Below are 25,367 nucleotides of genomic sequence, written 5' to 3'. Positions count from 1 at the left end.
CGGCGCGGGGTGGGTCGAGCGCGGCTGGGCCGGGCGCCCAACGGTCCAGCACCGGCCGAACCCACCCCGTCCGTCCCGACCCACCACCCCGCTGGGAGATACTGACCACATGACCGTCTCGCTTGGCATGCCCTCCGGCCCGGCCCCCGTGCTGGCGCCCCGCCGCCCGACCCGCAAGATCACGGTCGGCAAGGTCGAGGTCGGCGGCGATGCCCCCGTCTCCGTGCAGTCGATGACGACGACGCTGACGTCCGACGTCAACGCCACCCTGCAGCAGATCGCCCAGCTCACCGCGGCCGGCTGCGACATCGTGCGCGTCGCGTGCCCCAGCCAGGACGACGCGGAAGCGCTGCCGCAGATCGCCCGGCACAGCCAGATCCCGGTGATCGCCGACATCCACTTCCAGCCGAAGTACGTCTTCGCCGCCATCGAGGCGGGCTGCGCCGCGGTGCGCGTCAACCCCGGCAACATCCGCAAGTTCGACGACCAGGTCAAGGAGATCGCCCAGGCTGCCAAGGACCACGGCACCTCGCTGCGCATCGGCGTCAACGCCGGCTCCCTGGACAAGCGGCTGCTGGAGAAGTACGGCAAGGCCACGCCCGAGGCCCTCGTCGAGTCGGCCGTGTGGGAGGCGAGCCTGTTCGAGGAGCACGACTTCCACGACTTCAAGATCTCGGTCAAGCACAACGACCCGGTCGTCATGGTCCGGGCCTATGAGCTGCTGTCCGAGCGGGGCGACTGGCCGCTGCACCTCGGCGTGACCGAGGCGGGGCCTGCCTTCCAGGGCACCATCAAGTCCGCCACGGCCTTCGGCGCCCTGCTGAGCAAGGGCATCGGCGACACCATCCGGGTCTCGCTGTCCGCGCCGCCGGTCGAGGAGGTCAAGGTCGGGATCGCCATCCTGCAGAGCCTCAACCTGCGCCCCCGCAAGCTCGAGATCGTCTCCTGCCCCTCCTGCGGGCGCGCCCAGGTCGACGTCTACACCCTCGCCGAGCAGGTCACCAAGGGCCTGGAGGGGATGACCGTCCCGCTGCGCGTCGCCGTGATGGGCTGCGTCGTCAACGGACCGGGCGAGGCCCGCGAGGCCGACCTCGGCGTCGCGTCCGGCAACGGCAAGGGCCAGATCTTCGTCAAGGGCGAGGTCATCAAGACCGTCCCCGAGGCGGCCATCGTGGAGACCCTGATCGAGGAGGCCATGCGCCTCGCCGAGGAGATGGGCGAGCCGGTGGACGAGGAGTCCGCGGGCGGCCCCACCGTCAGCGTGAGCTGAGCGGCGTCCCCCAGGCCGTAGGTCGAGAGGCCGTCCCACGCGGACGGCCTCTCGACCTACCTGCGCCTGGTCGCGGGTCCCCGCCGCCGCCTCTGCGCCACCGCCCCGCTCCGGCAGCCGCCGCCCTCCCCTGAGCCCGCCGCCGTTCCCACCTCTCCCCGTCCTGGGCTGCCGCCGCCCCGCGCTCGTGGCCCGCATCTGCGTTCGGAGCTGAGCTCGGCGCGCCCTGGCTCCCCGGACGCGCCTCGGCGGAGCTGCGAGCGCGGGAGCGGGCGGGGGGGCTGCGCGGTGCCGGGAAGGGATCCTGGGTAGGCAGGAGGGCGTCAGCGCGTGGAGCGAGGCGCGAGCCGCGGCCGCAGGACGGGCTTCGGCCGGGTGGTGGGCGCCGAGACAGGGTGCAGCGGTGCCACCGACGGCGGTCCGCTCACGATCTCGACCCCGGCGAGGACGGCGCCACCGACCCGGGGGACGAAGCCGAGGTCGAGGCGGCCGTCGGTCACGGTCACGGTGAAGGTCGGCTCGTAGGCGCGGTAGCGGCCGCCGGTGCGTGCCACCAGGTCCACCTGGCTCGCGACGACCCGCCCCTCCGCGGTGACGTCGAAGACCCGCTGCCCGGCTGCGGTGTAGTAGTCCTCGGCCTGGTAGAGCCGGACGGTGTACGTGCCGTCGGGCACCGGTCGGCTGTAGGACCGCACGTCGAAGGCCTGGGTGCGGTAGACCGAGTCGGACGTGGTGCCGAGCACGTCCTTGCCGGTCAGCTCCGTCGAGGTCGTGGTGGTGTCCACGTGGTGACGCGGCTCCCAGGCCCGGCCGGTCTCGTCGAGGAAGGATGACCAGGCCATCGCCTCCCGCGCCGTGGGGGTGCCCGCGGTGTCAGGCTGCGGGCCCGGGGTGGTCGTCTCCGGCGCGGAGTAGTTCATGGGTAGGACTTGGAGGAGCTCGAGGGGGAAGGCTCGTTCGCCCTTGGTGGGGTCGCCGAGCATCTCCTGCCAGTCCGCGCGGCCGCGGAAGAGGGTGGGGTAGGGGTTCGTGGCCAGGGCGAGGGGGTTCTCGGCGCGGAAGGACACGCTCCCGGCGGTGTCCCAGACGATGAGGCCGTACTCCTGGGCGGCCTTGGCGATGGTGCGGGCGGTGGGGGAGAGCTTCATCGCGTCGAGGTTGACGTTGGCCGGGATGCGCAGCATCTGTCCCTGGGCTGCGACGGGACGGCCGGTGGGGTTGTAGCCGTCGGTGCGGTTGGCGGGGGTGCTGATGGTGGGCCAGGGGGCGATGTTGGGTAGGGCGATGCCGACGACGTGGTCGATGTGTCCGGCGGCGAGCTCGCTGGCGCGGATGGTGCCGCCGGCGAAGGACAGGCCGGAGGCGGTGGTGCCGAAGGGGGCGGGGAAGACGCCGTTGGAGGAGGCGGCGCCGCGGATGGTGCCGCCCCAGCAGGCGGTCCACCGGCCGTTGGTCTTCTTGGTGATCCAGGTCTCGGTGAGCTCGCCGGTGTCGGCGTTGTAGATCGTCATCTCCTGGTCGGTGCCCTCGGCCGGGATCGCGCGGTCCGGGATGTGCAGGTTGGACAGGTGCCCGGAGATCAGGCCGGTGTCGCCGTACGTCTTGCCCTGGCAGTTGTCCCAGCTGAAGGACGTCACCGGGTCGCTGTTGCGCGCGACGTAGAGAGGGGAGGAGTACTGGGTGGTGTTGACGCCGATCGCGGGCTCACCGGGCTTGCCGTAGAACTCGATGGACTGGTCGTAGATGTTCTTGGCGATGGTGGCGCTGTTGGCGTCGGTGGGGGTGGTGGTCGGGAGCCGGCGGTACCAGAAGGAGTCGGGGGCGAACAGGCGCGTGGGGAAGGGCTCGGGGGCAGCCGTGACCGCCGCAGCCGCCGTCGGGAGGGGGGAGGAGCTGGCGACGGCCAGACCCGCCGTGAGCACCATGCCCAGCCTGCCGAGGGCGGTGGACCGCCGGGCGCCGGGGGCGCGGTCACGGGGGCGGCGGTGGAGAGGGCGGAGGCGCAGACGCATGGGAATCCTCGCAGGACGTGCCGACGGTGCGGCTGGGCTCGGGGAGGGCGAGCGGCGGCTACACCCGGTCACGAAGTGTTACCCGAATTGACTAGACCGGACCCTGCTCGGGGGCGGTCGGCACTCTTTCGGTGGACCCAAACCGGGCATCGGGCGCTCGACCGGCCGAGGCGGGCCAGGCACGCCGGCTCAGCCTTCGCCCAGGTGGGGCGGCTGCTGGGCGTCGTCGACCGGACGCGCTCGGTGAGGTCGGACCCCGTGTCATTTCGACGTCGAAGTCTCCGATATGATCGCGGTGCACGCGGGTCGGCAGATGGGGCCGATCGGGGGCATCAAGGCGAGATGGGCGCCGCTCCCTTCGCGAGCACCAGGTGGGGGACGAGCACCCCGCCACAGGCAGGAAGGGCCTCGTCGACACGTCGGCGGGGCCCTTTTCTGCGCTCGGCGCGGACGGCCGAGGGTAGGCCGCGACCAGCCCGGACGACGGGGACCCGCCGGCCACGAGGGCGGGCGGGTCCCCGTCGAGGTCGTCGCCGAGTCAGCGGGTGCGGGGCGCGATCGGGGTGGTGGCGCGGGTGCCGGTGTTGGTGGTCGTGGTGAGGCTGGTGGTCGCGCTGGGCGCGCTCAGGACCTCGACCGCGGCCAGCAGCGGGGAGTCGACCTTGCGCGGGAACCCGAGGTCCAGGCGGCCGTCGGTCACGGTCACGGTGAAGGTGGGTTCGAAGGCGCGGTAGCGGCCGCCGGTGCGGGCGAAGACGTCGACGTTGGCGGCGACGGTCCTGCCCTCGGCGGTGATGTCGAAGACGCGCTTGCCGGGGGCGGTGTGGTAGTCCTCGGCGGTGTAGAGTTTGACCGTGTACGTGCCGTTGGGCAGGTTGCGGCGGTAGCTCGTGAAGTTGTAGGCGGTGATGCGGTACAGCGCGTCGTCCTGGGTGCCGGCGACGTCCACGGAGGCCATCGCGGTGGAGGTGTTCAGGGAGTCGAGACCGGTGCGGGCCTTCCAGACCAGGCCACGGCGGTCGGTGACGGGGGAGAAGGCCGTGACCTCACGGGCGACACTCGTGCCGTTGGTGACCGGGGCGGGAGCCGGGGTCGGCGTGGTGGGCGCCGGGGCGGGAGCCGGGGTGGTCGTCTCCGGCGCGGAGTAGTTCATGGGTAGGACTTGGAGGAGCTCGAGGGGGAAGGCTCGTTCGCCCTTGGTGGGGTCGCCGAGCATCTCCTGCCAGTCCGCGCGGCCGCGGAAGAGGGTGGGGTAGGGGTTCGTGGCCAGGGCGAGGGGGTTCTCGGCGCGGAAGGACACGCTCCCGGCGGTGTCCCAGACGATGAGGCCGTACTCCTGGGCGGCCTTGGCGATGGTGCGGGCGGTGGGGGAGAGCTTCATCGCGTCGAGGTTGACGTTGGCCGGGATGCGCAGCATCTGTCCCTGGGCTGCGACGGGACGGCCGGTGGGGTTGTAGCCGTCGGTGCGGTTGGCGGGGGTGCTGATGGTGGGCCAGGGGGCGATGTTGGGTAGGGCGATGCCGACGACGTGGTCGATGTGTCCGGCGGCGAGCTCGCTGGCGCGGATGGTGCCGCCGGCGAAGGACAGGCCGGAGGCGGTGGTGCCGAAGGGGGCGGGGAAGACGCCGTTGGAGGAGGCGGCGCCGCGGATGGTGCCGCCCCAGCAGGCGGTCCACCGGCCGTTGGTCTTCTTGGTGATCCAGGTCTCGGTGAGCTCGCCGGTGTCGGCGTTGTAGATCGTCATCTCCTGGTCGGTGCCCTCGGCCGGGATCGCGCGGTCCGGGATGTGCAGGTTGGACAGGTGCCCGGAGATCAGGCCGGTGTCGCCGTACGTCTTGCCCTGGCAGTTGTCCCAGCTGAAGGACGTCACCGGGTCGCTGTTGCGCGCGACGTAGAGAGGGGAGGAGTACTGGGTGGTGTTGACGCCGATCGCGGGCTCACCGGGCTTGCCGTAGAACTCGATGGACTGGTCGTAGATGTTCTTGGCGATGGTGGCGCTGTTGGCGTCGGTGGGGGTGGTGGTCGGGAGCCGGCGGTACCAGAAGGAGTCGGGGGCGAACAGGCGCGTGGGGAAGGGCTCGGGGGCAGCCGTGACCGCCGCAGCCGCCGTCGGGAGGGGGGAGGAGCTGGCGACGGGGGTGGCGGCCACGAGAGCCGAGACGGTGCCGACCGCGAGCGCGGCGGCGGTGGCGCGAAGGGTGATGGCGACAGACATGTGGGTTTTCCTTGGATCACGTCGGGGATGGGGAGTCGGCGCTGAGCGACACCGGCAGCACTGGTCACCTGAATCGGCCGATCGGCCACTCTCAGTGATTGGCCTCACCATTTTTGACTAGTGAAAGAGGGCTAGATAGGCCCGTTCAGGCGTTGATACTCGACACAAAGTGACCAAATGCCGTGTCGCGCCCCGGCATGTGAGCGATCGAATGTCGGACTTCAAACCCACTGACCCAGATGTCCGAGCTCGCGCCTCCCCGACCACAGCGGCACTCGCCGCTGTGGCGACGTGACAACGGGCGAGCGAGCGGCCACAGTGTCTGCATGCTCCGATCCCGCTCGCCCGTGCTCCAGCTGGGGCCGGCCGACGCGGAGGCCGCCTTGGCCACCTGCGCCGAGGACCCCGACGCCAACGTCTTCGTGGCCGCCCGCATCCTCGACGGCGTGCTGGGCGGCGGTGGCGGGCTGCTGCTGGGGCACCCGGACGACGGCACCCCGGGACGGTGGCGGAGCCTGGTCTGGGCCGGCGCCAACGTCGTTCCCGTGCAGCTGGACCCGTCCGAGGCCCCGGCCTACCTGGCGCGGCTGCGCCGCCGGCAGCGATGGTCCTCGTCGGTCTTCGGCCCGGCCGCTGCCGTCCAGGCCTTGTGGGGCGACCTGTCCCACTGGTGGGGCCGGCCGCGGGCGGTCCGCGAGCGCCAGCCGGTCATGGCCACCACGACGCCGCCCAGCCTGCTCGGGTGCGCCTTGGACGAGCGGGTCCGGCTGGCCCGCCCCGAGGAGGTCGACGCGGTGGTCCCGGCCGCGGCGGCCATGTTCACCGAGGAGATCGGCTACCCGCCCTACGTCGGCTCGGTCGCGGCATACCGCCAGGCCGTGGCCCTGCTCGTGGAGCAGGGCCGGACGTATGTCGTCACCGAGGGCGACGAGGTGGTCTTCAAGGCCGACGTGGGCTCGGTGGCGCTCGGGGTCGCCCAGGTCCAGGGGGTGTGGCTGACGCCGCGGCTGCGGGGCCAGGGTCTCGCCGGTCCGGCCATGGCCTCCGTCGTCGAGGCCGTGCTCGCGACCACGGCGCCACGGGTCTCGCTCTACGTCAACGACTTCAACGCCCGGGCCCGGGCGACCTATGCCGGGATCGGGATGGAGCACGTCGGCGACTTCCGGACCGTCCTGCTCTGAGGGTCCCGCTCACCCGTCGGCGGAGCGCTCGGGGGAGGTGGTGCCATCGGTTCGTCGGTGCGACATACGGCCGATATCCTGCAGGGACCAGGGAGGGCCGCCCCGCCCTCCGCACCCCCGCCCCGAGGAGCCCCACCGTGTCAGGTGCCGTCATGCGCATGTCGTCCCTCTTCCTGCGGACCCTGCGCGAGGACCCGGCCGACGCCGAGCTGCCCGGCCACAAGCTGCTCGTGCGCGCCGGCTACATCCGTCGCGCCGCGCCCGGGGTCTACACCTGGCTCCCGCTCGGGCTCACGGTGCTGCGCCGCGTCGAGGGCATCGTCCGCGAGGAGATGGACCGGATCAGCCAGGAGCTGAGCTTCCCCGCGCTGCTGCCGCGCGAGCCCTACGAGGCGACCGGCCGGTGGACGGAGTACGGCGACAACCTCTTCCGGCTCAAGGACCGCAAGGGCGCCGACCTGCTGCTCGGCCCCACCCACGAGGAGATGTTCACCCTCGCCGTCAAGGATCTCTACAGCTCCTACAAGGACCTGCCGCTGTCGATCTACCAGATCCAGACGAAGTACCGCGACGAGGCTCGCCCCCGTGCCGGGCTGCTGCGTGGCCGCGAGTTCGTCATGAAGGACTCCTACTCCTTCGACGTCTCCGACGAAGGTCTGCAGAAGTCCTACGACGCCCACCGCGCGGCCTACGTCAGGATCTTCGACCGCCTCGGCTTCGACTACGTCATCGTCCAGGCGACGTCCGGCGCCATGGGCGGCTCCGCGTCGGAGGAGTTCCTGGCGGTCAGCGAGGTCGGCGAGGACACCTTCGTCCGCGACGAGGCCGGGTATGCCGCCAACGTCGAGGCCGTGCAGGTGGCCGAGGCCGCACCCGTGGACTTCGCCGAGGTGCCCGCTGCCCAGGTCGTCGCCACGCCGGACACCCCCACCATCGAGACCCTCGTGGAGGTGCTCAACGCCGAGCACCCCCGCCACGACGGCCGCCCCTGGACCGCCGCCGACACCCTCAAGAACGTCGTCGTCATGCTCCGTCAGCCCGACGGCACCCGCGAGCCCCTCGTCGTCGGTCTCCCCGGTGACCGCCAGGTCGACACCAAGCGGCTCGAGGCGCAGGTCGCCCCGGCCGAGGTCGAGGACTTCACCGAGGCCGACTTCGCGGCTCACCCGCAGCTGGTGCGCGGCTACATCGGGCCGGAGGTCCTGGGCCAGCGGGTCACCCGCGACGACGACGGCCAGGTGCTCTCCGTCGAGGGCATCCGCTACCTGCTCGACCCGCGGGTCGGCGTCGGCTCGTCCTGGGCGACCGGCGCCAACCGGGAGGGCCACCACGTGGTCAACCTGGTGCGTGGCCGCGACTTCGAGGCCGACGGGATCATCCAGGCCGCCGAGGTGCGCGACGGCGATCCCTCCCCGCAGGGTGAGGGCACGCTGAGCACCGCCCGCGGCATCGAGATGGGCCACATCTTCCAGCTCGGGCGCAAGTATGCCGAGGCCCTGGGCCTGAAGGTCCTGGACGAGAACGGCAAGCTGGTCACCGTGACCATGGGGTCCTACGGCATCGGTGTGTCACGTGCCGTGGCCGCGATCGCCGAGGCCAACCACGACGACCTCGGGCTGGTCTGGCCCCGCAACGTGGCCCCCGCCGACGTCCACGTGATCGCCGCCGGCAAGGGTGACGAGCTCTTCGCCGAGGGGGAGCGGATCGCGCGTGAGCTCGCCGACCAGGGCCTGACCGTGATCTACGACGACCGTGCCGGCAAGGTCAGCCCCGGCGTGAAGTTCAAGGACGCCGAGCTCGTCGGGGTGCCCACCATGGTGGTCGTGGGCAAGGGCCTGGCCCAGGGCTCCGTCGAGATCAAGGACCGTCGCTCGGGCGAGCGCCGCGAGGTCTCGCCCGCCGACGTCGTCGCCGAGGTGGTGCGCGAGGTCCGCGGCTGAGACCTGCGGCCGAGCCTTCGGTGGCCGCCCGGTCCGCGAGGTCCTGGACCCTGCCCGTCGGCCCCACCACCCCGACCGCGCCACGCCGCCCCTGGACGGGTCGTCCCCGCGGGGACGACCCGTCCTAGCATGCCACCCATGACGTCTTCCCCGGTCGAGAGCCCGCGACGACCCGTGGACGCGGTGATCTTCGACTGGGGTGGCACGCTGACCCCTTGGCACGACGTCGACCTGCGCCAGCAGTGGGTGGAGTTCGCGCGGGGCTACGGCACGATGGCCTGCTCCCTCAACGAGCTCACCGGCCGGCTCCTCACCGCGGAGGACGAGCTGTGGCGCCGCTCCCGCACCACCCACGAGTCGGGCCGGATCGCCGAGCTGCTGGCCGGGGTCGGTCTGGACCCGGACGGCGAGGCGACCCGCGCTGGCCTCGCGGCCTACGAACGCTTCTGGGAGCAGCACACCGTCACCGACCCCCAGGTGCTGCCGCTGTGGGAAGGGCTGCGGGAGCGGGGGATCAAGGTCGGGGTGCTGTCCAACACCATCTGGACCCGGGACTACCACCGCGCGGTCTTCGCCCGCGACGGTGTGGAGCACCTGCTGGACGGCGACGTCTACTCCAGCGAGATCGCCTGGGCCAAGCCGCACCCCGAGGCCTTCCTGGCGGCGGCCCGGGCGGTGGGGGTGGCGCCGGAGCGCTGCGTGTATGTCGGCGACCGGTCCTTCGAGGACGTCCACGGACCGCACCAGGTGGGGATGCGGGCGATCTGGGTGCCGCACTCGCGGATCCCGGTGGCGCAGCAGGTCGCCCACGACGCCGAGCCGGACGCCGTGGCGCGCGAGCTGCTCGACGTGCTCGCGATCGTCGACGCCTGGCGGGCGGGCCCGGCCCCCAGGCGGCGGGCCGATGGGTGACCTGTCGGCACCGGTGCTCGCGGGACTGGTGGCGGCGGCCTTCTGCGCGGGCTGGGTGGACGCCGTCGTCGGCGGCGGGGGACTGATCCAGCTGCCGGCGCTGCTCCTCGGCCTGCCCGGTGCCACGCCGGCGCAGGTGCTGGCCACCAACAAGCTGGCGTCCATCTGCGGCACCACGTCGAGCGCGGCGACCTACTACCGCCGGGTGCGCCCGGACCTGCGCACCGCCATACCGCTCGCGCTCGCGGCCTTCGCCGGGTCCCTGCTCGGGGCCGTCGTGGCCACCCGCATCCCCAAGGCGGCGTTCAACCCGATCATCCTGGTCGCGCTGGTCGTCGTGGGGACCTGCACGGTGCTCAAGCCGAGCCTGGGGTCGGCCACGCGGCTGCGGTGGTCCGGGCGCCGGCACCTGGCCGCCGCCCTGGCCGTCGGGGCGCTCATCGGGTGCTACGACGGGGCGCTGGGTCCCGGGACCGGCTCGTTCTTCGTCTTCGCCCTGGTGGGGCTGCTGGGCTATGCCTTCCTCGAGGCGAGCGCCAAGGCCAAGATCGCCAACCTGGCCACCAACCTCGCGGCCCTGGGGGTCTTCGTCCCCCGCGGCGCGGTGATCTGGCCGGTGGGGCTCGCCATGGGGGCCGCGAACGTCGCCGGCGGCTACCTCGGGGCTCGGACGGCCGTGGCCCGGGGGACCGGTTTCGTCCGGGTCGTCTTCGTCGTCGTGGTCGGCGGCTTCGTCATCCGCATCGGGGGTCAGCTGCTCGGTCTCTGGTGAGCCGGTGACCCCTCAGGGGCGGTCCCTCGGCGTGGGCCCTTCAGCGTCGGCGCCGCAGGCGCGGGAGCCGCAGCCGGACCCGGCGCCGGCGCTCGGCACGGACCACCGCCCAGCGGCCGGCCCCGGCGGCCAGCCCCAGGAGCATGCCGGGGACGAGCAGGAAGGTGCCGTCCATGGCGTCGGCCCCGAGGTCCCGGTGGTGGTCGGCCATCCCGGCCAGGATGCCGATCACCACCCCGGTGAGGAGCCCGAGCAGCGCCCCGCCCATGGTCAGCGGCCACACGTGGGCCCGGCTCGCGGGTCGCCCGGCGAGCCGGGCCGCCCGCTCCCGGGGCCTCAGCCGGCCGGCAGCCAGCCCCGCCGCGGCGAGCATGCCGGGCAGCAGGAGCAGCAGGACCATCCGGTTGCGCACGGCTCAGCCCCGCACCCGCTCGTAGGTCACGAACGCGAACGCCGGGTGGTCCGGTCCCGCGGGGCGCTCCTCGCGGGCGGTCTCGCGCCAGTCCGCGGGGTCCACCTCGGGGAAGAAGGCATCGGCCTGCGGTGAGTCGTCGACCTCGGTGAGCTCCAGCCGGTCGGCGTGGGGGAGGGCCAGGGCATAGATCTCACCGCCGCCGCCGCAGGTCACCTCGCCGGGTCCCGCGAGCGCCAGGGCCTGCTCGATGGACCCCGCGGTCTCGGCGTCGTCGCGGTGCCAGCCGTCGTCCCGGGTGACCACGATGGTCCGCCGCCCCGGCAGCGCCCGGCCGATCGCGTCGTAGGTCCGCCGGCCCTCGATCATCGGCCGGCCGATCGTGAGCGCCTTGAACCGCGGCAGATCGCCGGGCAGGTGCCAGATCAGGCCGCCGTCACGGCCGAGCGCGCCGTTGCGGCCGACGGCGGCGACCAGGGTCAGGGTCTGCCCCGGCACGGGCGAGGCAGGGGGAGGACCGGGGTTCGTCATACGGCGATCGGAGCCTTGATCGTGGGGTCCGCCTGGTAACCCTCGAGGGTGAAGTCCTCGATTTCGTAGGCGTCGATCGACTCGCGCCGGCGGATGTGCATGGTGGGCAGCGGCTTGGGCACCCGGGCGAGCTGGAGCCGGGCCTGGTCGAGGTGGTTGAGGTAGAGGTGCGCGTCGCCGAGGGTGTGCACGAAGTCACCGGGGACCAGGTCCGTCTGCTGGGCGACCATCATCGTGAGCAGCGCGTAGGACGCGATGTTGAACGGTACCCCGAGGAAGACATCGGCCGACCGCTGGTAGAGCTGGCAGGACAGCCGACCGTCCGCGACGTAGAACTGGAACATCGTGTGGCACGGCGGGAGCGCCATCCGGTCCACGTCCGCGACGTTCCACGCGGAGACCACGTGCCGGCGGGAGTCGGGATGGGTGCGCAGCTGCTCGAGGACCTGGGCGATCTGGTCCACGTGCCCGCCGCCGGGGGTGGGCCAGCTGCGCCACTGGTGGCCGTAGACCGGACCGAGGTCACCCTGCTCGTCCGCCCACTCGTCCCAGATGGTGATGCCGCGCTCCTGCAGCCAGCGCACGTTGGTGTCGCCGCGCAGGAACCACAGCAGCTCGCCGATGATCGAGCGCAGGTGCAGCCGCTTGGTCGTCAGGACGGGGAAGCCCGCGTCCAGGTCGAAGCGCATCTGGTGGCCGAAGACGCTGCGGGTGCCCGTGCCCGTGCGGTCGGTCTTGACGGCTCCCTCGTCGAGGATCCGCGCGAGGAGCTGGTGGTACTGCTGCATGGCCCCACGCTAACGGCCAGGACCGACCAGCCCCGGGCAGCGCCATACCGGCGTCCTCACGGACCGGCCATGGATGTGACGCAGGACACATCACCTTCCGCAGCTCCGGTGTAACGATCACCAGCGCTCGCCCGATGTCACTCCCGGATCGCGCAGCCACCCGGACCCCCGAGCGGGTGGCTGCGCGATCGCCATGTCCGCCCCACCGCTGCCCCCGCCGACGGCGGCCACCCTCGCCCGTCAACCTGTCCAGGTGTCTGTCGGTGGCAGGAGATACATTGACCGTATGACCACCGCCCCACCCTTCGGTCGGATCCTCTCGGCCCTGGTGACCCCGATGCTTCCCGACGGTTCTCTCGACCGCGAGGGGGTCCAGCAGGCGGCGCGACACCTGGCCGACCACGGCCACGACGGCATCGTCGTCAACGGTACGACCGGGGAGTCGCCGACCACCAGCGACGAGGAGAAGCTCGAGCTGCTGCGCCTCGTGCGCGAGGCCATCGGCCCGGACCTGCGCATCGTCGCGGGCGTGGGCTCCAACGACACCCACCACACCGTGGAGCTCGCCCGGCAGGCCGCCGGCTCCGGCGTCGTCGACGGGCTGCTCGTGGTGACGCCCTACTACAACAAGCCTCCGGTGGCCGGGCTCGAGCGGCACTTCACCACGGTGGCCGACGCGACGGACCTGCCCGTGATGCTCTACGACATCCCCGGCCGCTCGGGCGTCCCGATCCCCACGGAGCTGACGCTGCGCCTGGCCGAGCACCCCCGCATCGCGGCGGTCAAGGACGCCAAGGGCGACCTGTGGGCGGCCACGCGCCTCATGCGGGACACCGACCTGCTGTGGTACTCCGGCGACGATGCCGCCAACCTGGCGCACCTGGCGCTCGGCGCCGTGGGCATCGTCAGCGTCGTCGGCCACGTGGCCGGGTCCGACTACCGCGCGATGGTCGACGCCGTCGACGCCGGCGACCTCGCCGGCGCCCGGGAGATCCACCGACGCCTCGTCCCCGCCGTCGACGCGGTGATGAACGTGACCCAGGGCGCCATCATGACCAAGGCGGCCCTCGTCGAGCTGGGCGTCATCGCGCACCCCACGGTGCGACTGCCCCTCGTCGAGGCCACCCCCGACCAGGTCGAGATCCTCCGATCCGGCCTCCGCGACTCAGGACTGCTGTGACCGCCACTGACACCGAGCTGCCGACGGACACCGTCGCGGCTCTGCCCACCCTGCCCCCCGACGGCCTCCGTGTGGTGGCCCTCGGCGGCCTCGGCGAGGTCGGCCGGAACATGACGGTGCTGGAGCACCGCGGTCGGCTGCTGATCATCGACTGCGGCGTGCTCTTCCCCGAGGAGCACCACCCCGGCATCGACCTGATCCTGCCGGACTTCGACTACCTCGAGGGACGCTACGACGACATCGACGCCGTCGTGCTGACCCACGGCCACGAGGACCACATCGGGGCACTGCCCTACCTGCTGCGCCGCAAGCCCGACATCCCGCTCGTCGGCTCCCAGCTCACGCTTGCCCTGGTCGAGGCCAAGCTCAAGGAGCACCGGATCCAGCCGTTCACCCTCGGCGTCCGTGAGGGCGACGTGGAGCGCCTCGGCTCCTTCGAGTGCGAGTTCGTGGCGGTCAACCACTCGATCCCCGACGCGCTCGCCGTGATGGTCCGCACCGCCGCGGGCACCCTGCTGCACACCGGCGACTTCAAGATGGACCAGCTGCCGCTGGACCACCGACTCACCGACCTGCGGGCCTTCGCGCGGCTGGGGGAGGAGGGCGTGGACCTCTTCCTCACCGACTCCACCAATGCCGAGGTCCCCGGATTCACCACCCCCGAGCGGGAGATCGCCCCGGCGATCGACAAGGTCTTCCGGCACACCTCCGGCCGGATCATCGTGGCGTGCTTCTCCTCGCACGTGCACCGTGTCCAGCAGGTGCTGGACGCCGCGCACAAGGCCGGTCGCCGGGTCGCCATGGTCGGTCGCTCGATGGTGCGCAACATGACCATCGCGGCCGAGCTGGGCTACCTGCACGTCCCGGCCGGCGTGCTCATCGACGTCAAGAAGGTCGACTCGCTGCGCGACGACCAGCTGGTGCTGATCTGCACCGGCTCCCAGGGCGAGCCGATGGCAGCGCTGTCCCGGATGGCCAACCGCGACCACCGTATCGAGGTGGGTCCCGGGGACACCGTGCTGATGGCCTCCTCCCTGATCCCCGGCAACGAGAACGCCGTCTACCGCGTGATCAACGGCCTGATGCGCCTGGGCGCGGACGTGGTGCACAAGGGCAACGCCAAGGTCCACGTCTCGGGGCACGCGAGCGCCGGCGAGCTGCTCTACTGCTACAACATCGTCAAGCCTGGGCACGTCATGCCGGTCCACGGCGAGTGGCGTCACCTGGTGGCCAACGGCAAGCTCGCCGAGGCGACCGGGGTGCCGACCGACAGGGTGCTGCTCTGCCAGGACGGGACCGTGGTGGACCTCGTCCGGGGTCGGGCGCGCATCGTCGGGGAGGTTCCCTGCGGCTACGTGTATGTCGACGGCTCGGCCCTGGGCGGCGAGACCAGCGACGAGCTGCTGCGCGACCGTCGGATCCTGCGCGACGAGGGCTTCATCACCTGCATCGTCATCGTGGACACCTCCACGCGCGAGGTCGTCGCGGACCCGGAGGTCACGGCGCGTGGCGTCGCCGAGGGCCAGGAGGTCTTCGACCGGATCCGGCCGCAGGTCGAGCAGGCCGTCGTGGACGCCATGGCCAAGGGAACGCTCGACACCTACGCGCTGCAGCAGGTCGTCCGCCGCACCCTCGGCTCCTGGGTGGGGCAGAAGCTCCGCCGTCGCCCGATGATCATCCCGGTGGTCATCGACGCCTGAGCCGCTACCCGGCCCGACGACGTGGGCGGGGCCCCGACCGGGATCCGGTCGGGGCCCCGCCCACGTCGTCGGTGTGCGGCGTCGGGCGGCTTCGGGCGACGAGGCCGGAGAGACCGGGCAGAGGAGGGCAGGCGCGTGGTGATCGGACAGGGTTGATCAGGCCTGGGTGGCCGACGTGGCTCCGCCCTGCCGAGCTGTCCGGGCGTTCTCCGCCAGGGCTGCCTGGTCCTGCTCGTCCTGCTGGTGTCGCGCGGAGATGACGCTCAGGGCGAAGACCGAGCACAGCAGGATGGCCAGGCCGATCCCCTCCAGGAGCAGGTCCTTGGGGGCGCTGTGCAGCCGCTCGTCGTACACCGCCCGGCCGATGGCGAGGCTGAAGAGCGGGTCGAGGCTGGCGATGACGGGCAGGCTCGAGACGAGCGGCCCCGCCTGGAAGGCCATCTGGTTCAGGACCAGGCCCAGGCCGCCGACGACCAGCAGGGTCCACAGCTGCCAGGACATCATCAGGTCGGGGATGCCGCGCTCGACGATGTGGGTGCAGGTCTTGATCAGGGCCGCGGTGCAGGCGAAGACGGCGGCGACGGCCGTGCCGAGCAGGGCGGCCTTGCGGCGGGGACCCACCCGACGCGCGACGGCCACGCAGCCGGCGACCAGGACGGTGGCGACGACCCCGACGGCGATGGCCGGGATCTTGGCGCCCTTGGCGGCGGCGCCGTGCGGACCCACGGCGCCCGAGGCCCACAGGAAGAGCACCAGACCGGCGACGAGCGCCAGCGCCAGACCGATCTCGCGGCCCGACGGCCGCTGACGCAGGAGCAGGGCGTTGAGCACCAGGGAGAAGACGAGCGCCAGCGTGAGCATCGGCTGCACCACGGAGATGGCGCCCTTGTTGAGCGCCAGGACCTGCAGGACGATCGCGCCGCCGTCGCACAGCAGGCCGCCGAGCCACCAGGGGTTGCTCACCATCGCAGCGACATAGCTGCCGGCCCGGCGCACGCCTCGCCCCTCCGTGGCGGGAGCCATGGTCTCGGCGCTGCGGTGCTTGAGCACCGTGCTCGTCGCGAAGACGAAGGTCGCTGCCACGGCGAGCAGCACGACCGAGGTCATCGGCGCCCTCGAGCGCGACGCAGGGGGGCGTCGACCGTGCGGTCGTGGCGCACCTCGGCGAGCTCGTCCAGGTCGACGTCGGGGAGCAGCGACACCTCGGGGATGCCCGCCTCCTCGTAGACCGCGGCCATCAGCGTCAGCGTGTGCGGCCAGACGACGGAGGCCTCGTGGTTGCGGTTGTAGGCCTGCAGGTCGTGCAGCAGGTCGCGGTCGCGGGCCAGCCGCTCCAGCGCGACCGTCATGTCCCCGTCGGTCTCGCAGATCAGACCCTCGCGCCCGTGCGCGATGAACTCCGGCAGCCCCCCCGAGGCCTTGGCGACGATGGGCAGACCGGCGCAGCGCGCCTCCAGCGCGGCCAGGCCGAAGGACTCGAGGTTGGCGGGAGCCACGAAGGCGTCGCTCGCCTCGAGCATGGCGCGTACCCCGTCGCGGTCGAGCCGACCGTGCAGGGTGACCTGGTCGGCCAGGCCGTGGCGGCGCAGGTAGCGCTCCATGGCGCGCTGGCGCGGGCCGCACCCGGCGACCTGCAGGCGGATCAGGGTGCGGGAGCCGGCCCGGTCCTGGGCCTCGCGCAGCATCCGCAGCAGGGGCAGGGGGCGCTTGCGGGCGCTGAGCCGCATGACTGCCGCGACGGTGATCTCGCCGTCGCGGTCGGGATAGCCGGTGCGGCGCGTCCACCGACCCGGGTCGATGCCGTTGGGGACGACGTGCACGGTGGCCCCGTCCGGCAGGACGCGACGGACGTGACGAGCGGCGGTGTCGCTGACCGCGGTCCACACGATGGGCAGCTCGGTCCAGCGCCAGATCAGGTCGCAGAGACGGAAGATCCCGATCGCCCAGGCCCACAGCGAGTGCACGGTGACCACGGTGGGGATACCTGCGCGGGCCGCGGCGCGGGCGACGAGGAAGCCCAGGGGGCTGCCGACGCCGACGTGGCAGTGCACCAGGTCGAAGTCTCCGTCCAGCACCGCCCGGCAGCCGCGGGACCACGCAGCCGGATGGCTGGCGTCGTGGATGCGCAGGTCGTCGGTGAGCCGAACCACGCGGTCCGGGCCGAAGGGGATGCCCGGAGCCGTGTGAGTGGCCGAGTAGGGGTCACCCGAGTCGGGCCCGTCCTTGTCGGAGGGGGAGCTCGTGATGACCACGACCTCGTGCCCGGCCGCGCGCTGGCGTCCCGTGAGCTCAGCGACCTGCATCTCGATCCCGCCGAGGCGGGGAAGGTAGAAGTCGGTGACGTGAGCGATCTTCATCTCGTGTCCTTGTCCTGCCCGCCGTACCTTGCCGTGCCGTGACGGGGGCGGGTTTCCCGGGTGACGCCGAGGCGTCCGTTCGGCGATCATGCCGCACCCCCACGATACGTGCGGCTCCTGATGACGCGTGTCGTCTGACCCGTGTGGCCCTGTCACGGGGTCGTTCGGGTGACCGTGGCGCGGCGAGAACGTGCAGGTCGGTCACAGAGTGGTCACCTGCCCGCGTGTGCCGCAGGGCGTCGGCGAGTCGGTCCCGTACCGTGCGCAGCATGGCGACCCGTGGCTCTTCCAGCACCACTCGCTCGAGCTCGACGAGCCGAGGGGGTTCGACGCGGCCCGCGAAGTCCTCGGGCGGAGCCTCCCGGCGCCCGGCGCCCGCCAAGGCCCGCGACGGCGGTGTGCCGCTGCCCGTGCGAGCCATCCGCGGCACCTGGATGGGAGTCGCCCACGCGGTGGGGGGCGGGGTGCGCAGCGTCGCGGCCACCCCCGAGACCGTCGCGCCCGAGCACCGACGCGACGGCTCCGGGCTGCTGCTGGTCGCCCTCGCCGTCCTCGTCGCCGCCCGCGAGTGGTGGGGCCTGCCCGGCTGGGCGGGCCTGGCCGTCCACTCGGTCGTGGCCGGCACCTTCGGTTGCCTGGCGCTCGTCCTCCCGCTCCTGCTGCTGGCCTTCGGGGTGCGGTTGATGCGCGCGCCCGACCAGCCCCAGGCCACGAGCCGGATGGCCATCGGGACCGTGCTGCTCCTCGTCGCGGCGTGCGGCATCGCCCACGTCGTCAAGGGCCTGCCCGACCAGACCCGGACCGCCGCCCTGCAGGGCGCGGGTGGGATCTTCGGCTACCTGGCCGGCAACCCCCTCGCCGCGGCGATCGAGGGCGGCGGGGCCCTCGCCGTCCTCGGGGCCCTGGCCTTCCTCTCCCTGCTGATCATCACCGCCACCCCGCCGCACCTGCTCGGCAGCCGGCTGCGCGAGGGCTACCTGCGGCTCTTCCTGGGCCCCGACCGCGACGAGCAGGACAGCCCCGGCTCGCGCCGCCGGCGCCGGTTCGGGGTGGAGCTGGACGAGCGGGAGGGCGACGAGGCGTACAAGCAGGCCGCGGTCGTCGAGCCCACGGGCCGCGAGGCCGCCACCGGCCCGCGGCCCGGTCAGAAGCGGCCCGTGGGAGCCGAGGCCGCCGCGCTGCTGCGAGCCAAGGCCAACGCCGCCGCGCAGGGCGCCCGGCCCACGGGCGCGGAGCGCAGCGACCGGCATACGACCGGGTCGACCAAGGCCCTGCCCGCCGCCCAGGTGCCGTCCAAGCCGGTCCTGGAGGCCCCGCCCACCGAGCCGCTCCCGGCCCGCGTCGAGCAGCTGGCCCTGGCCGGGGACATCACCTATCACCTGCCCGAGGACTCGATCCTCAAGCCCGGACCGCCGCACAAGGAGCGGTCGGCCGCCAACGACCGGGTCGTCGAGGCGCTCACCGGGGTGCTGGAGCAGTTCGACATCGACGCCCAGGTCACGGGCTTCACCCGCGGCCCGACGGTCACGAGGTATGTCGTCGAGCTCGGCCCCGGCGTCAAGGTCGAGCGGATCACCGCGCTGTCCAAGAACATCGCGTATGCCGTGGCCAGCGCCGACGTCCGGATCCTGTCGCCGATCCCCGGCAAGTCCGCGATCGGGGTGGAGATCCCCAACACCGACCGCGAGAACGTCTGCCTCGGCGACGTCCTGCGCAGCCAGGTGGCCCGCAACAACACGCACCCGATGGTCATGGGCGTCGGCAAGGACGTCGAGGGCGGCTACGTCATCGCCAACCTCGCCAAGATGCCGCACCTGCTCGTCGCGGGGGCCACCGGTGCCGGCAAGTCCAGCTTCGTCAACTCGATGATCACCTCGATCCTGATGCGGTCCACGCCGGACGAGGTGCGGATGATCCTGGTCGACCCCAAGCGCGTGGAGCTCACGGCGTACGACGGCATCCCGCACCTGATCACCCCGATCATCACCAACCCCAAGAAGGCCGCCGAGGCCCTGCAGTGGGTGGTGCGGGAGATGGACCAGAGGTATGACGACCTGGCGAACTTCGGCTTCAAGCACGTCGACGACTTCAACAAGGCCGTCAAGGCCGGTCAGGTCAAGCCGATGGCGGGCTCGGAGCGGGTGCTGCAGCCCTATCCCTACCTGCTCGTGATCGTCGACGAGCTCGCCGACCTGATGATGGTCGCTCCGCGCGACGTCGAGGAGTCGATCGTCCGGATCACCCAGCTGGCCCGCGCCGCCGGCATCCACCTGGTCCTCGCCACGCAGCGGCCCTCCGTCGACGTGGTCACCGGCCTGATCAAGGCCAACGTCCCCTCGCGCATGGCCTTCGCGACGTCCTCGCTCTCCGACTCCCGCGTCGTCCTGGACCAGCCCGGCGCCGAGAAGCTCATCGGCCAGGGTGACGCGCTCTTCCTGCCGATGGGCGCGAGCAAGCCGATGCGTGTCCAGGGCGCCTGGGTCACCGAGTCCGAGATCCACGAGGTCGTCAAGCGGGTCACCGACCAGCTCAAGCCGTCCTACCGCGAGGACGTCACCGTCCAGGCCTCGCAGAAGCAGATCGACGACGACATCGGCGACGACCTGGAGCTGCTGCTGCAGGCGACCGAGCTGATCGTCACCTCGCAGTTCGGCTCCACCTCGATGCTGCAGCGCAAGCTGCGCGTCGGCTTCGCCAAGGCCGGGCGGCTCATGGACCTGCTCGAGTCCCGCGGCGTGGTCGGCCCGTCCGAGGGCTCCAAGGCCCGCGACGTGCTGATCAAGCCGGACGACCTGCCGGCCACGCTGGCGCTGATGCGCGGCGACGACCCGCCGCCGCCGGTGGCCGCCCCCGCTGGCGACCCCTACGCCGGGGCGAGCGGCGCGATGGCCGAGGGCTACGTCGCCGACGAGGCCGACGAGCCGGAGTCCGAGGATGCCTGGGAGCTCACCCAGCAGGGTCGCGCGGGCGGCGGGGGCCGCTGACGGCGACGTATGACGAAGGCCCCGGTCACCACCTCAGGCGGCGACCGGGGCCTTCGTCATGCGGAGCCCGCGGTCAGCTGACCGCGATCTGCCCGTGGGCGAGCTGCCAGACGCCGGCGAGCGCGGCGACCGTGACCACGGCGAAGAGGACCCACTCGACCCGGGAGAACAGCGCCAGGCCCCGCTCGCGCCGGCCCCAGACGTACAGGATCGTCCCGAGGAAGAACGCGAGGCACGCGACGAGCAGGTAGGGCAGCCCGGCCGCGAAGTAGATCAGGTAGACCGCGAAGATCACGGCCAGCACGCCGAGGGTGATCTCCCGGACGCGGGTGCCGGCGCTGTCGCCCCGGTGGTCGCGGACCGCGATGAGCACCTGGTAGGCCGCGGTCCAGAAGTACGGGAGGAGCACCATCGCTCCGGCCAGGAGCGTGAGCTTGGTGTAGGTGTTGCCCATCAGCAGCATCACCTGCATGCACAGGCTGGTCAGCCACAGGCCGGTGACGGGCACGCCGTGGGAGTTCTCCTTGCCGAAGACGCGGGGCAGGACGCCGTCGTGGGCGGGGTACAGGAGGATCTCCGAGCTCAGGAGCATCCAGGACATGTAGGCCCCGACGAGCGAGACGACGATGGCGGCGGCGATGAAGTGCTCGCCCCAGGGTCCGACCGCGTCACGCAGCACACCCGCCAGCGAGGGCTCGGGATAGCCGGCGAGCTCGGCCTGGCGCACGATGCCGTAGGACAGCACGTTGACGCCGACCAGCAGGGTCAGGACGGTGAGGAAGCCGATCATCGTGGCCTTGGCCGAGTCGGCGCGGTCGCGGGCGCGCGCGGCGTAGACCGAGGCGCCCTCGATGCCGAGGAAGTACCACACCGCCAGCAGCATCATGCCGTTGACCTGCGCGCCGACCGACCCCAGGCCGGCACCCTCGACCTGGACCCCGTGACCCCACACGTCCGCCGTGAAGACGTCCCGGCGCCAGGCGATCACGCCGAGGGCCAGGAAGGCGACGAGGGGGATGACCTTGCAGGCCGAGACGATGGCGTTGATGACGGTCGCCTGCCGGATGCCCGCGAGGATCAGGCCGTGGACCAGCCACAGCACGACGGAGGCGCCGAGGATGGCCTGCCAGGTCTGCCCGTCCTTGAACGGCGACAGGTAACGCCCGAGCGTGGAGAACAGCAGCACCAGGTAGCCCACCGACCCGGTCCACGTGGAGAACCAGTAGCCCCACGCCGAGGTGAAGCCGACGTAGTCGCCGAAGCCGTCCTTGGCGAAGCCGTAGACGCCGCCGTCGACGGTGGGGGCGCGACGCCCGAGGTTCTGGAACACCAGGGCCAGCACGAGCATGCCGGTGCCGAAGATGCCCCAGCCGATCAGGGTGGGGCCGGGCGCCGCGGTCCCGGCCATCTGGGCGGGCAGGTGGAAGATGCCGGCACCGATCATCGAGCCGATGATCAGACCCACCAGGGGCCACAGGCCCAGGTTGTGGTCGGCGTCGGCGACGCGGTCGGGGTCGGCGCCTGCGTAGGTGACGCGGTCGGCCGCGGGGCGGAAGGGTTCGCGGTCGGGGACCGCAGGGCTGGAGGGTGACATCGTCGGCACCACCTAGATCGGGTCTCGGGACGGCTCCACGATAGGGAGGCGGCCCGGCCCTCCCGGGGCCGCCCCGGTCCCAACGCCGGGTCGTTCGGCTCATCGGGTGTTGGCCGAGGGGACGTGGACCGACCAGAACTGCGCCCGCAGCCCGCCGCGCCGGGCCCCGGGCCGGTCGCTGCGCAGCCCGGGGGCCCCGGCGCTCAGGTCCGCGTCCACGTCGCCGTCCCACCGCTCGGCCGGCGGCCAGGCAGGTCGTCGTGGGTGCCGGGCACCGCGGGGTCACGCTCCGGAGTGGACATGACGTCATTCAACCGTGGGGCAACTAGGGTTGTCCGCATGACTTCACCGGCGACCGAGCACGCGCACCAGTCCCGCACCGTCGCCGTCGTCACGCTCGGCTGCGCCCGCAACGAGGTGGACTCCGAGGAGCTCGCCGGCCGGCTGGCCGACGGCGGCTGGACCCTGGTCGAGGACGCAGCCGACGCGGACGTGGCCGTGGTCAACACCTGCGGCTTCGTGGAGCAGGCCAAGAAGGACTCGATCGACGCCCTGCTGGAGGCCTCCGAGCTCAAGGAGCAGGGCCGCACGCAGAAGGTCGTCGCGGTGGGCTGCCTGGCCGAGCGCTACGGCAAGGACCTGGCGGCGCAGCTGCCCGAGGCCGACGCGGTGCTCGGCTTCGACTCCTACGCCGACATGTCGGGTCACCTGCGCGCCATCCTCGCGGGGGCGTCGCCCGAGGCGCACGTCCCCGGCGATCGGCGGCGCCTGCTGCCGCTGTCGCCCGCGGCCCGGCAGGACGCGGCCACGGGGGTCGCGCTGCCCGGCCATGGCGCTGGTGCCCCGGTCGGCGCTGCCCCGGTCGCACCCGCGTCGGTGGCCGAGGGGCTCCCGGACGCCGGGGTGCCCCAGGTGCCCGACCTGCCCGAGGGGATGGCGCCGCAGACCGGTCCGCGCGTGGTGCGCCGTCGCCTGGACGGACGCCCCTGGGCGCCGCTCAAGATCGCCTCGGGCTGCGACCGACGGTGCGCCTTCTGCGCGATCCCGGCCTTCCGCGGGTCCTTCGTCTCGCGGCGGCCGGCGGACGTGCTGGCCGAGGCCCGCTGGCTGGTCGACCAGGGCGTGCGGGAGGTCTTCCTGGTCTCGGAGAACTCCACGTCGTACGGCAAGGACCTGGGGGACCTGCGGCTGCTGGAGTCCCTCGTGGAGTCGCTCGGCGAGATCGACCGGCTGCCCCGCATCCGGGTGTCCTACCTGCAGCCCGCCGAGATCCGGCCCGGCCTGATCGAGACCCTGCTCGCCGTGCCCACCGTGGTGCCGTACTTCGACATCTCCTTCCAGCACGCCAGCGAGCCGCTCCTGCGCCGGATGCGAAGGTTCGGGTCGACCGAGTCCTTCCTCGCCCTGATCGAGCAGATCCGGGCGATCCGGCCCGACGCGGGCATCCGCTCCAACGTCATCGTCGGCTTCCCCAGCGAGACCGAGGAGGACGTGGCCGAGCTCGAGCGCTTCCTCACCGAGGCGCGCCTGGACGTGGTCGGGGTGTTCGGCTACTCCGACGAGGACGGCACCGAGGCCGAGACCTATGCCGACAAGGTCGACGAGGACGCCGTCGCCGAGCGGGTCGGCCGGGTGCAGGCCCTCGTCGACGAGCTCATGGCCCAGCGCGCCGAGGACCGCATCGGCGACACCGTGCAGGTGCTGGTGGAGGAGATCGACCGCGACGAGTCGCTGGGCGACGGGGCCGAGGTCGTGGGGCGGGCGCCCTTCCAAGGGCCGGACGTCGACGGGGTCACGCTGCTGACCTACGCGCAGGACGACGAGCTCCCGCGGGTGGGCGACATCGTCACGGCGGTCGTCGTGGCCACCGAGGGCGTCGACCTGGTGGCCGAGCCGACCGGCGCCGTGGACCCCGCGCCGGCGGGTGAGGCGCGATGAGCTTCCGGCATACGCCCACCGAGCAGCCGACCCGTCAGGTCAGCGCGTGGAACATCGCCAACGCCCTGACCGTGCTGCGGATCCTGCTCGTGCCCGTCTTCGTGTGGCTGCTGATGCGCCACCACGGCACGGACGTGCCCGACCGGTGGTGGGCCTTCGGGGTGTTCGTGCTCGCGTCCCTCACCGACAAGGTCGACGGGGACATCGCCCGGTCCCGCGGCCTGATCACGGACTTCGGCAAGCTCGCCGACCCGATCGCCGACAAGGCGCTCATGGGCGCGGGCCTGATCTGCCTGTCCCTGCTCGGCCTGCTGTGGTGGTGGGTGACGATCGTGATCCTGGTGCGCGAGCTCGGGATCACGGTGATGCGCTTCGTCGTCAAGCGGTACGGCGTGATGGCGGCCAGCCGCGGCGGCAAGCTCAAGACGACGCTCCAGGCGATCGCGCTGGGGATGTACCTCGTGCCCGGACCCACCTGGTGGCTGTGGCTCGCCGGGGCCGTCATGGCTGCGGCCCTCGCGGTCACCGTGGTGACCGGGGTCGACTACGTCCTCGCCGCGCGCCGGCTGCGGGCCGAGGGGCGGCGTGGCTGACCCCGCCCGCCTGCTGGGGGCGCTGGAGGCGCGGGACCTGTCCGTCGCGGCCGCCGAGTCGCTCACCGGGGGCCTGGTGTGCGCGGCGCTGGTCGACGTGCCCGGAGCCTCGCGGACCGTGCGCGGCGGCGTCGTGTCCTATGCGTATGCCGTGAAGACCGACCTGCTCGGCGTCCCGGCCGACCTGCTCGCCAAGCGGGGTGCCGTGTCCGAGGAGGTCGCCCATCTCATGGCGCTGGGGGTCCGGCGCGTCTGCTCCGCCGACGTGGGGCTGGCCACGACCGGGGTGGCGGGTCCTGATCCCGCCGACGGCCGGCGCGTCGGGACGGTGTGGATCGCCGTGGCGCTCGGTCCGCAGGTCACGACCCGCCGGCTGATGCTGCCCGGTGACCGGGCCGCCGTGCGGGCCGGTGCAGCGCGCGAGGTGATCGCGCTCGCCCACGCCGTGGTATCGGCGACCCCGACAGGTCCAGGTCCAGCCGGTCCACGGCCGACGGGCCCAGGTCGGTCATCGGCCGACCCGCGGAGGGCTCCGTCGAGGAGCGCCCCGCCCGGTCCGCCGGCCGGGTGAGCCTGGTCATCGGGTGCGTGCCTGCGCACCACCCGCGGGAGTCGCCCGCTATGGTGGAACCAGCCGTCGACCACGACCTGACGAGAGGGGCTTCTGGTGATCTTGCTGCGCCGTGAGCTGGGTCAGGTCCTGCGGGACCGGCGCCGCTACCTGGGCCGGACCCTGCGCGACGTGTCGGCCGATGCCAAGGTCTCCCTCGGCTATCTCTCCGAGGTGGAGCGCGGAGAGAAGGAAGCCTCCTCCGAGCTGCTCTTCTCCATCTGCGCGGCGCTCGGGCTGCCGCTGTCCGAGCTGCTGAGCCACCTGTCGGCCCGGGTCTGCGAGACCGAGCGGATGACCGCGCCGGTCACCCTCCCGGTGAGCCCCGCGGCCTGCGAGACGGTCATCGCCGACCGTCCGGCGGCCTGACCCGGGGCC

20 protein-coding genes are annotated in these 25,367 nt (G+C 72.5%); 12 read left to right on the top strand and 8 right to left on the bottom strand.

Annotation, left to right across the window (positions count from 1 at the left end; translation table 11 throughout):
* Window positions 1-109: 109 nt before the first annotated feature.
* Entirely contained in the window at window positions 110-1,270 is a 1,161-nt protein-coding gene (gene ispG, locus MM438_RS07445; protein ID WP_241451859.1) for a flavodoxin-dependent (E)-4-hydroxy-3-methylbut-2-enyl-diphosphate synthase, read from the top strand.
* A 323-nt stretch (window positions 1,271-1,593) separates the two neighbouring features.
* Here ispG and MM438_RS16285 read toward each other — a convergent pair whose 3' ends face one another.
* Both MM438_RS16285 and MM438_RS16280 read right to left on the bottom strand, forming a co-directional pair.
* Window positions 1,594-3,282 carry a malectin domain-containing carbohydrate-binding protein gene (locus MM438_RS16285; protein WP_277627939.1) on the bottom strand — a complete coding sequence of 563 codons (1,689 nt, stop codon included), beginning with the start codon at window positions 3,280-3,282 and terminating at the stop codon, window positions 1,594-1,596.
* 538 nt (window positions 3,283-3,820) lie between these two features.
* Window positions 3,821-5,497, bottom strand: a complete 1,677-nt coding sequence (locus tag MM438_RS16280) for a malectin domain-containing carbohydrate-binding protein (protein ID WP_277627938.1) — start codon at window positions 5,495-5,497, stop codon at window positions 3,821-3,823.
* A gap of 326 nt (window positions 5,498-5,823) precedes the next feature.
* On the opposite strand from MM438_RS16280, the gene MM438_RS07420 reads away from it, so the two are divergent.
* The 4 genes from MM438_RS07420 (at window position 5,824) to MM438_RS07405 (ending at window position 10,302) form a co-directional block, all read left to right on the top strand.
* Entirely contained in the window at window positions 5,824-6,678 is an 855-nt protein-coding gene (locus tag MM438_RS07420) for a GNAT family N-acetyltransferase (RefSeq protein WP_241451858.1), read from the top strand.
* A gap of 152 nt (window positions 6,679-6,830) precedes the next feature.
* Complete coding sequence (locus tag MM438_RS07415) at window positions 6,831-8,618, top strand: proline--tRNA ligase (protein ID WP_241451857.1); 1,788 nt, start codon at window positions 6,831-6,833, stop codon at window positions 8,616-8,618.
* A gap of 138 nt (window positions 8,619-8,756) precedes the next feature.
* Complete coding sequence (locus MM438_RS07410; protein ID WP_241451856.1) at window positions 8,757-9,530, top strand: HAD family hydrolase; 774 nt, start codon at window positions 8,757-8,759, stop codon at window positions 9,528-9,530.
* Entirely contained in the window at window positions 9,523-10,302 is a 780-nt protein-coding gene (locus MM438_RS07405; protein WP_241451855.1) for a sulfite exporter TauE/SafE family protein, read from the top strand. The genes MM438_RS07410 and MM438_RS07405 overlap by 8 nt, the downstream gene beginning before the upstream one ends.
* Window positions 10,303-10,342: 40 nt before the next feature.
* On the opposite strand, the gene MM438_RS07400 is transcribed toward MM438_RS07405, so the two are convergent.
* From MM438_RS07400 to MM438_RS07390, 3 genes are read right to left on the bottom strand one after another with little or no spacing between them, the layout of a single operon-like run.
* On the bottom strand, window positions 10,343-10,714 hold the full coding sequence (locus tag MM438_RS07400) for a hypothetical protein (protein WP_241451854.1): 372 nt from the start codon (window positions 10,712-10,714) through the stop codon (window positions 10,343-10,345).
* A 3-nt stretch (window positions 10,715-10,717) separates the two neighbouring features.
* On the bottom strand, window positions 10,718-11,245 hold the full coding sequence (locus MM438_RS07395) for a dihydrofolate reductase (protein WP_241451853.1): 528 nt from the start codon (window positions 11,243-11,245) through the stop codon (window positions 10,718-10,720).
* Window positions 11,242-12,033, bottom strand: coding sequence for a thymidylate synthase (locus MM438_RS07390; RefSeq protein WP_241451852.1), 792 nt, complete (start codon window positions 12,031-12,033; stop codon window positions 11,242-11,244). Before MM438_RS07390 ends, MM438_RS07395 begins: the two co-directional genes overlap by 4 nt.
* A 286-nt stretch (window positions 12,034-12,319) precedes the next feature.
* Between MM438_RS07390 and dapA the strand changes: the two genes are divergently transcribed.
* Entirely contained in the window at window positions 12,320-13,213 is an 894-nt protein-coding gene (gene dapA / locus MM438_RS07385; RefSeq protein WP_241451851.1) for a 4-hydroxy-tetrahydrodipicolinate synthase, read from the top strand.
* Entirely contained in the window at window positions 13,210-14,913 is a 1,704-nt protein-coding gene (locus MM438_RS07380; RefSeq protein WP_407568116.1) for a ribonuclease J, read from the top strand. Before dapA ends, MM438_RS07380 begins: the two co-directional genes overlap by 4 nt.
* Window positions 14,914-15,069: 156 nt before the next feature.
* On the opposite strand, the gene MM438_RS07375 is transcribed toward MM438_RS07380, so the two are convergent.
* Together MM438_RS07375 and MM438_RS07370 are read right to left on the bottom strand one after the other, a co-directional pair.
* Entirely contained in the window at window positions 15,070-16,020 is a 951-nt protein-coding gene (locus MM438_RS07375) for a DMT family transporter (protein WP_241451850.1), read from the bottom strand.
* Window positions 16,017-17,270: a glycosyltransferase family 4 protein gene (locus MM438_RS07370; protein WP_241451849.1), complete on the bottom strand. Its 1,254-nt coding sequence runs from the start codon at window positions 17,268-17,270 to the stop codon at window positions 16,017-16,019. The genes MM438_RS07375 and MM438_RS07370 overlap by 4 nt, the downstream gene beginning before the upstream one ends.
* Window positions 17,271-17,539: 269 nt before the next feature.
* On the opposite strand from MM438_RS07370, the gene MM438_RS07365 reads away from it, so the two are divergent.
* The gene (locus tag MM438_RS07365) at window positions 17,540-20,254 is read left to right on the top strand and encodes an FtsK/SpoIIIE family DNA translocase (protein WP_241451848.1); all 2,715 of its coding nucleotides are present in this window, start codon (window positions 17,540-17,542) and stop codon (window positions 20,252-20,254) included.
* 73 nt (window positions 20,255-20,327) lie between these two features.
* Here MM438_RS07365 and MM438_RS07360 read toward each other — a convergent pair whose 3' ends face one another.
* Entirely contained in the window at window positions 20,328-21,848 is a 1,521-nt protein-coding gene (locus MM438_RS07360; RefSeq protein WP_241451847.1) for a basic amino acid/polyamine antiporter, read from the bottom strand.
* A gap of 339 nt (window positions 21,849-22,187) precedes the next feature.
* Between MM438_RS07360 and rimO the strand changes: the two genes are divergently transcribed.
* The 4 genes from rimO to MM438_RS07340 all read left to right on the top strand — a co-directional run bounded on the left by rimO (window position 22,188) and on the right by MM438_RS07340 (window position 25,358).
* Window positions 22,188-23,786, top strand: a complete 1,599-nt coding sequence (gene rimO / locus MM438_RS07355; protein WP_241451846.1) for a 30S ribosomal protein S12 methylthiotransferase RimO — start codon at window positions 22,188-22,190, stop codon at window positions 23,784-23,786.
* Window positions 23,783-24,379, top strand: coding sequence for a CDP-diacylglycerol--glycerol-3-phosphate 3-phosphatidyltransferase (gene pgsA / locus MM438_RS07350; protein WP_241451845.1), 597 nt, complete (start codon window positions 23,783-23,785; stop codon window positions 24,377-24,379). Before rimO ends, pgsA begins: the two co-directional genes overlap by 4 nt.
* Window positions 24,372-24,950, top strand: coding sequence for a CinA family protein (locus tag MM438_RS07345; protein ID WP_338155526.1), 579 nt, complete (start codon window positions 24,372-24,374; stop codon window positions 24,948-24,950). The genes pgsA and MM438_RS07345 overlap by 8 nt, the downstream gene beginning before the upstream one ends.
* A gap of 96 nt (window positions 24,951-25,046) precedes the next feature.
* Window positions 25,047-25,358, top strand: coding sequence for a helix-turn-helix domain-containing protein (locus MM438_RS07340; protein WP_338155525.1), 312 nt, complete (start codon window positions 25,047-25,049; stop codon window positions 25,356-25,358).
* The last annotated feature ends 9 nt before the right edge of the window (window positions 25,359-25,367 follow it).

It is taken from the genome of Arsenicicoccus dermatophilus, from assembly GCF_022568795.1.
GTDB lineage: Bacteria > Actinomycetota > Actinomycetes > Actinomycetales > Dermatophilaceae > Arsenicicoccus > Arsenicicoccus dermatophilus.
Note: the sequence above shows the minus strand (reverse complement) of the source record. Positions and strands in the feature narration are given on the sequence as shown.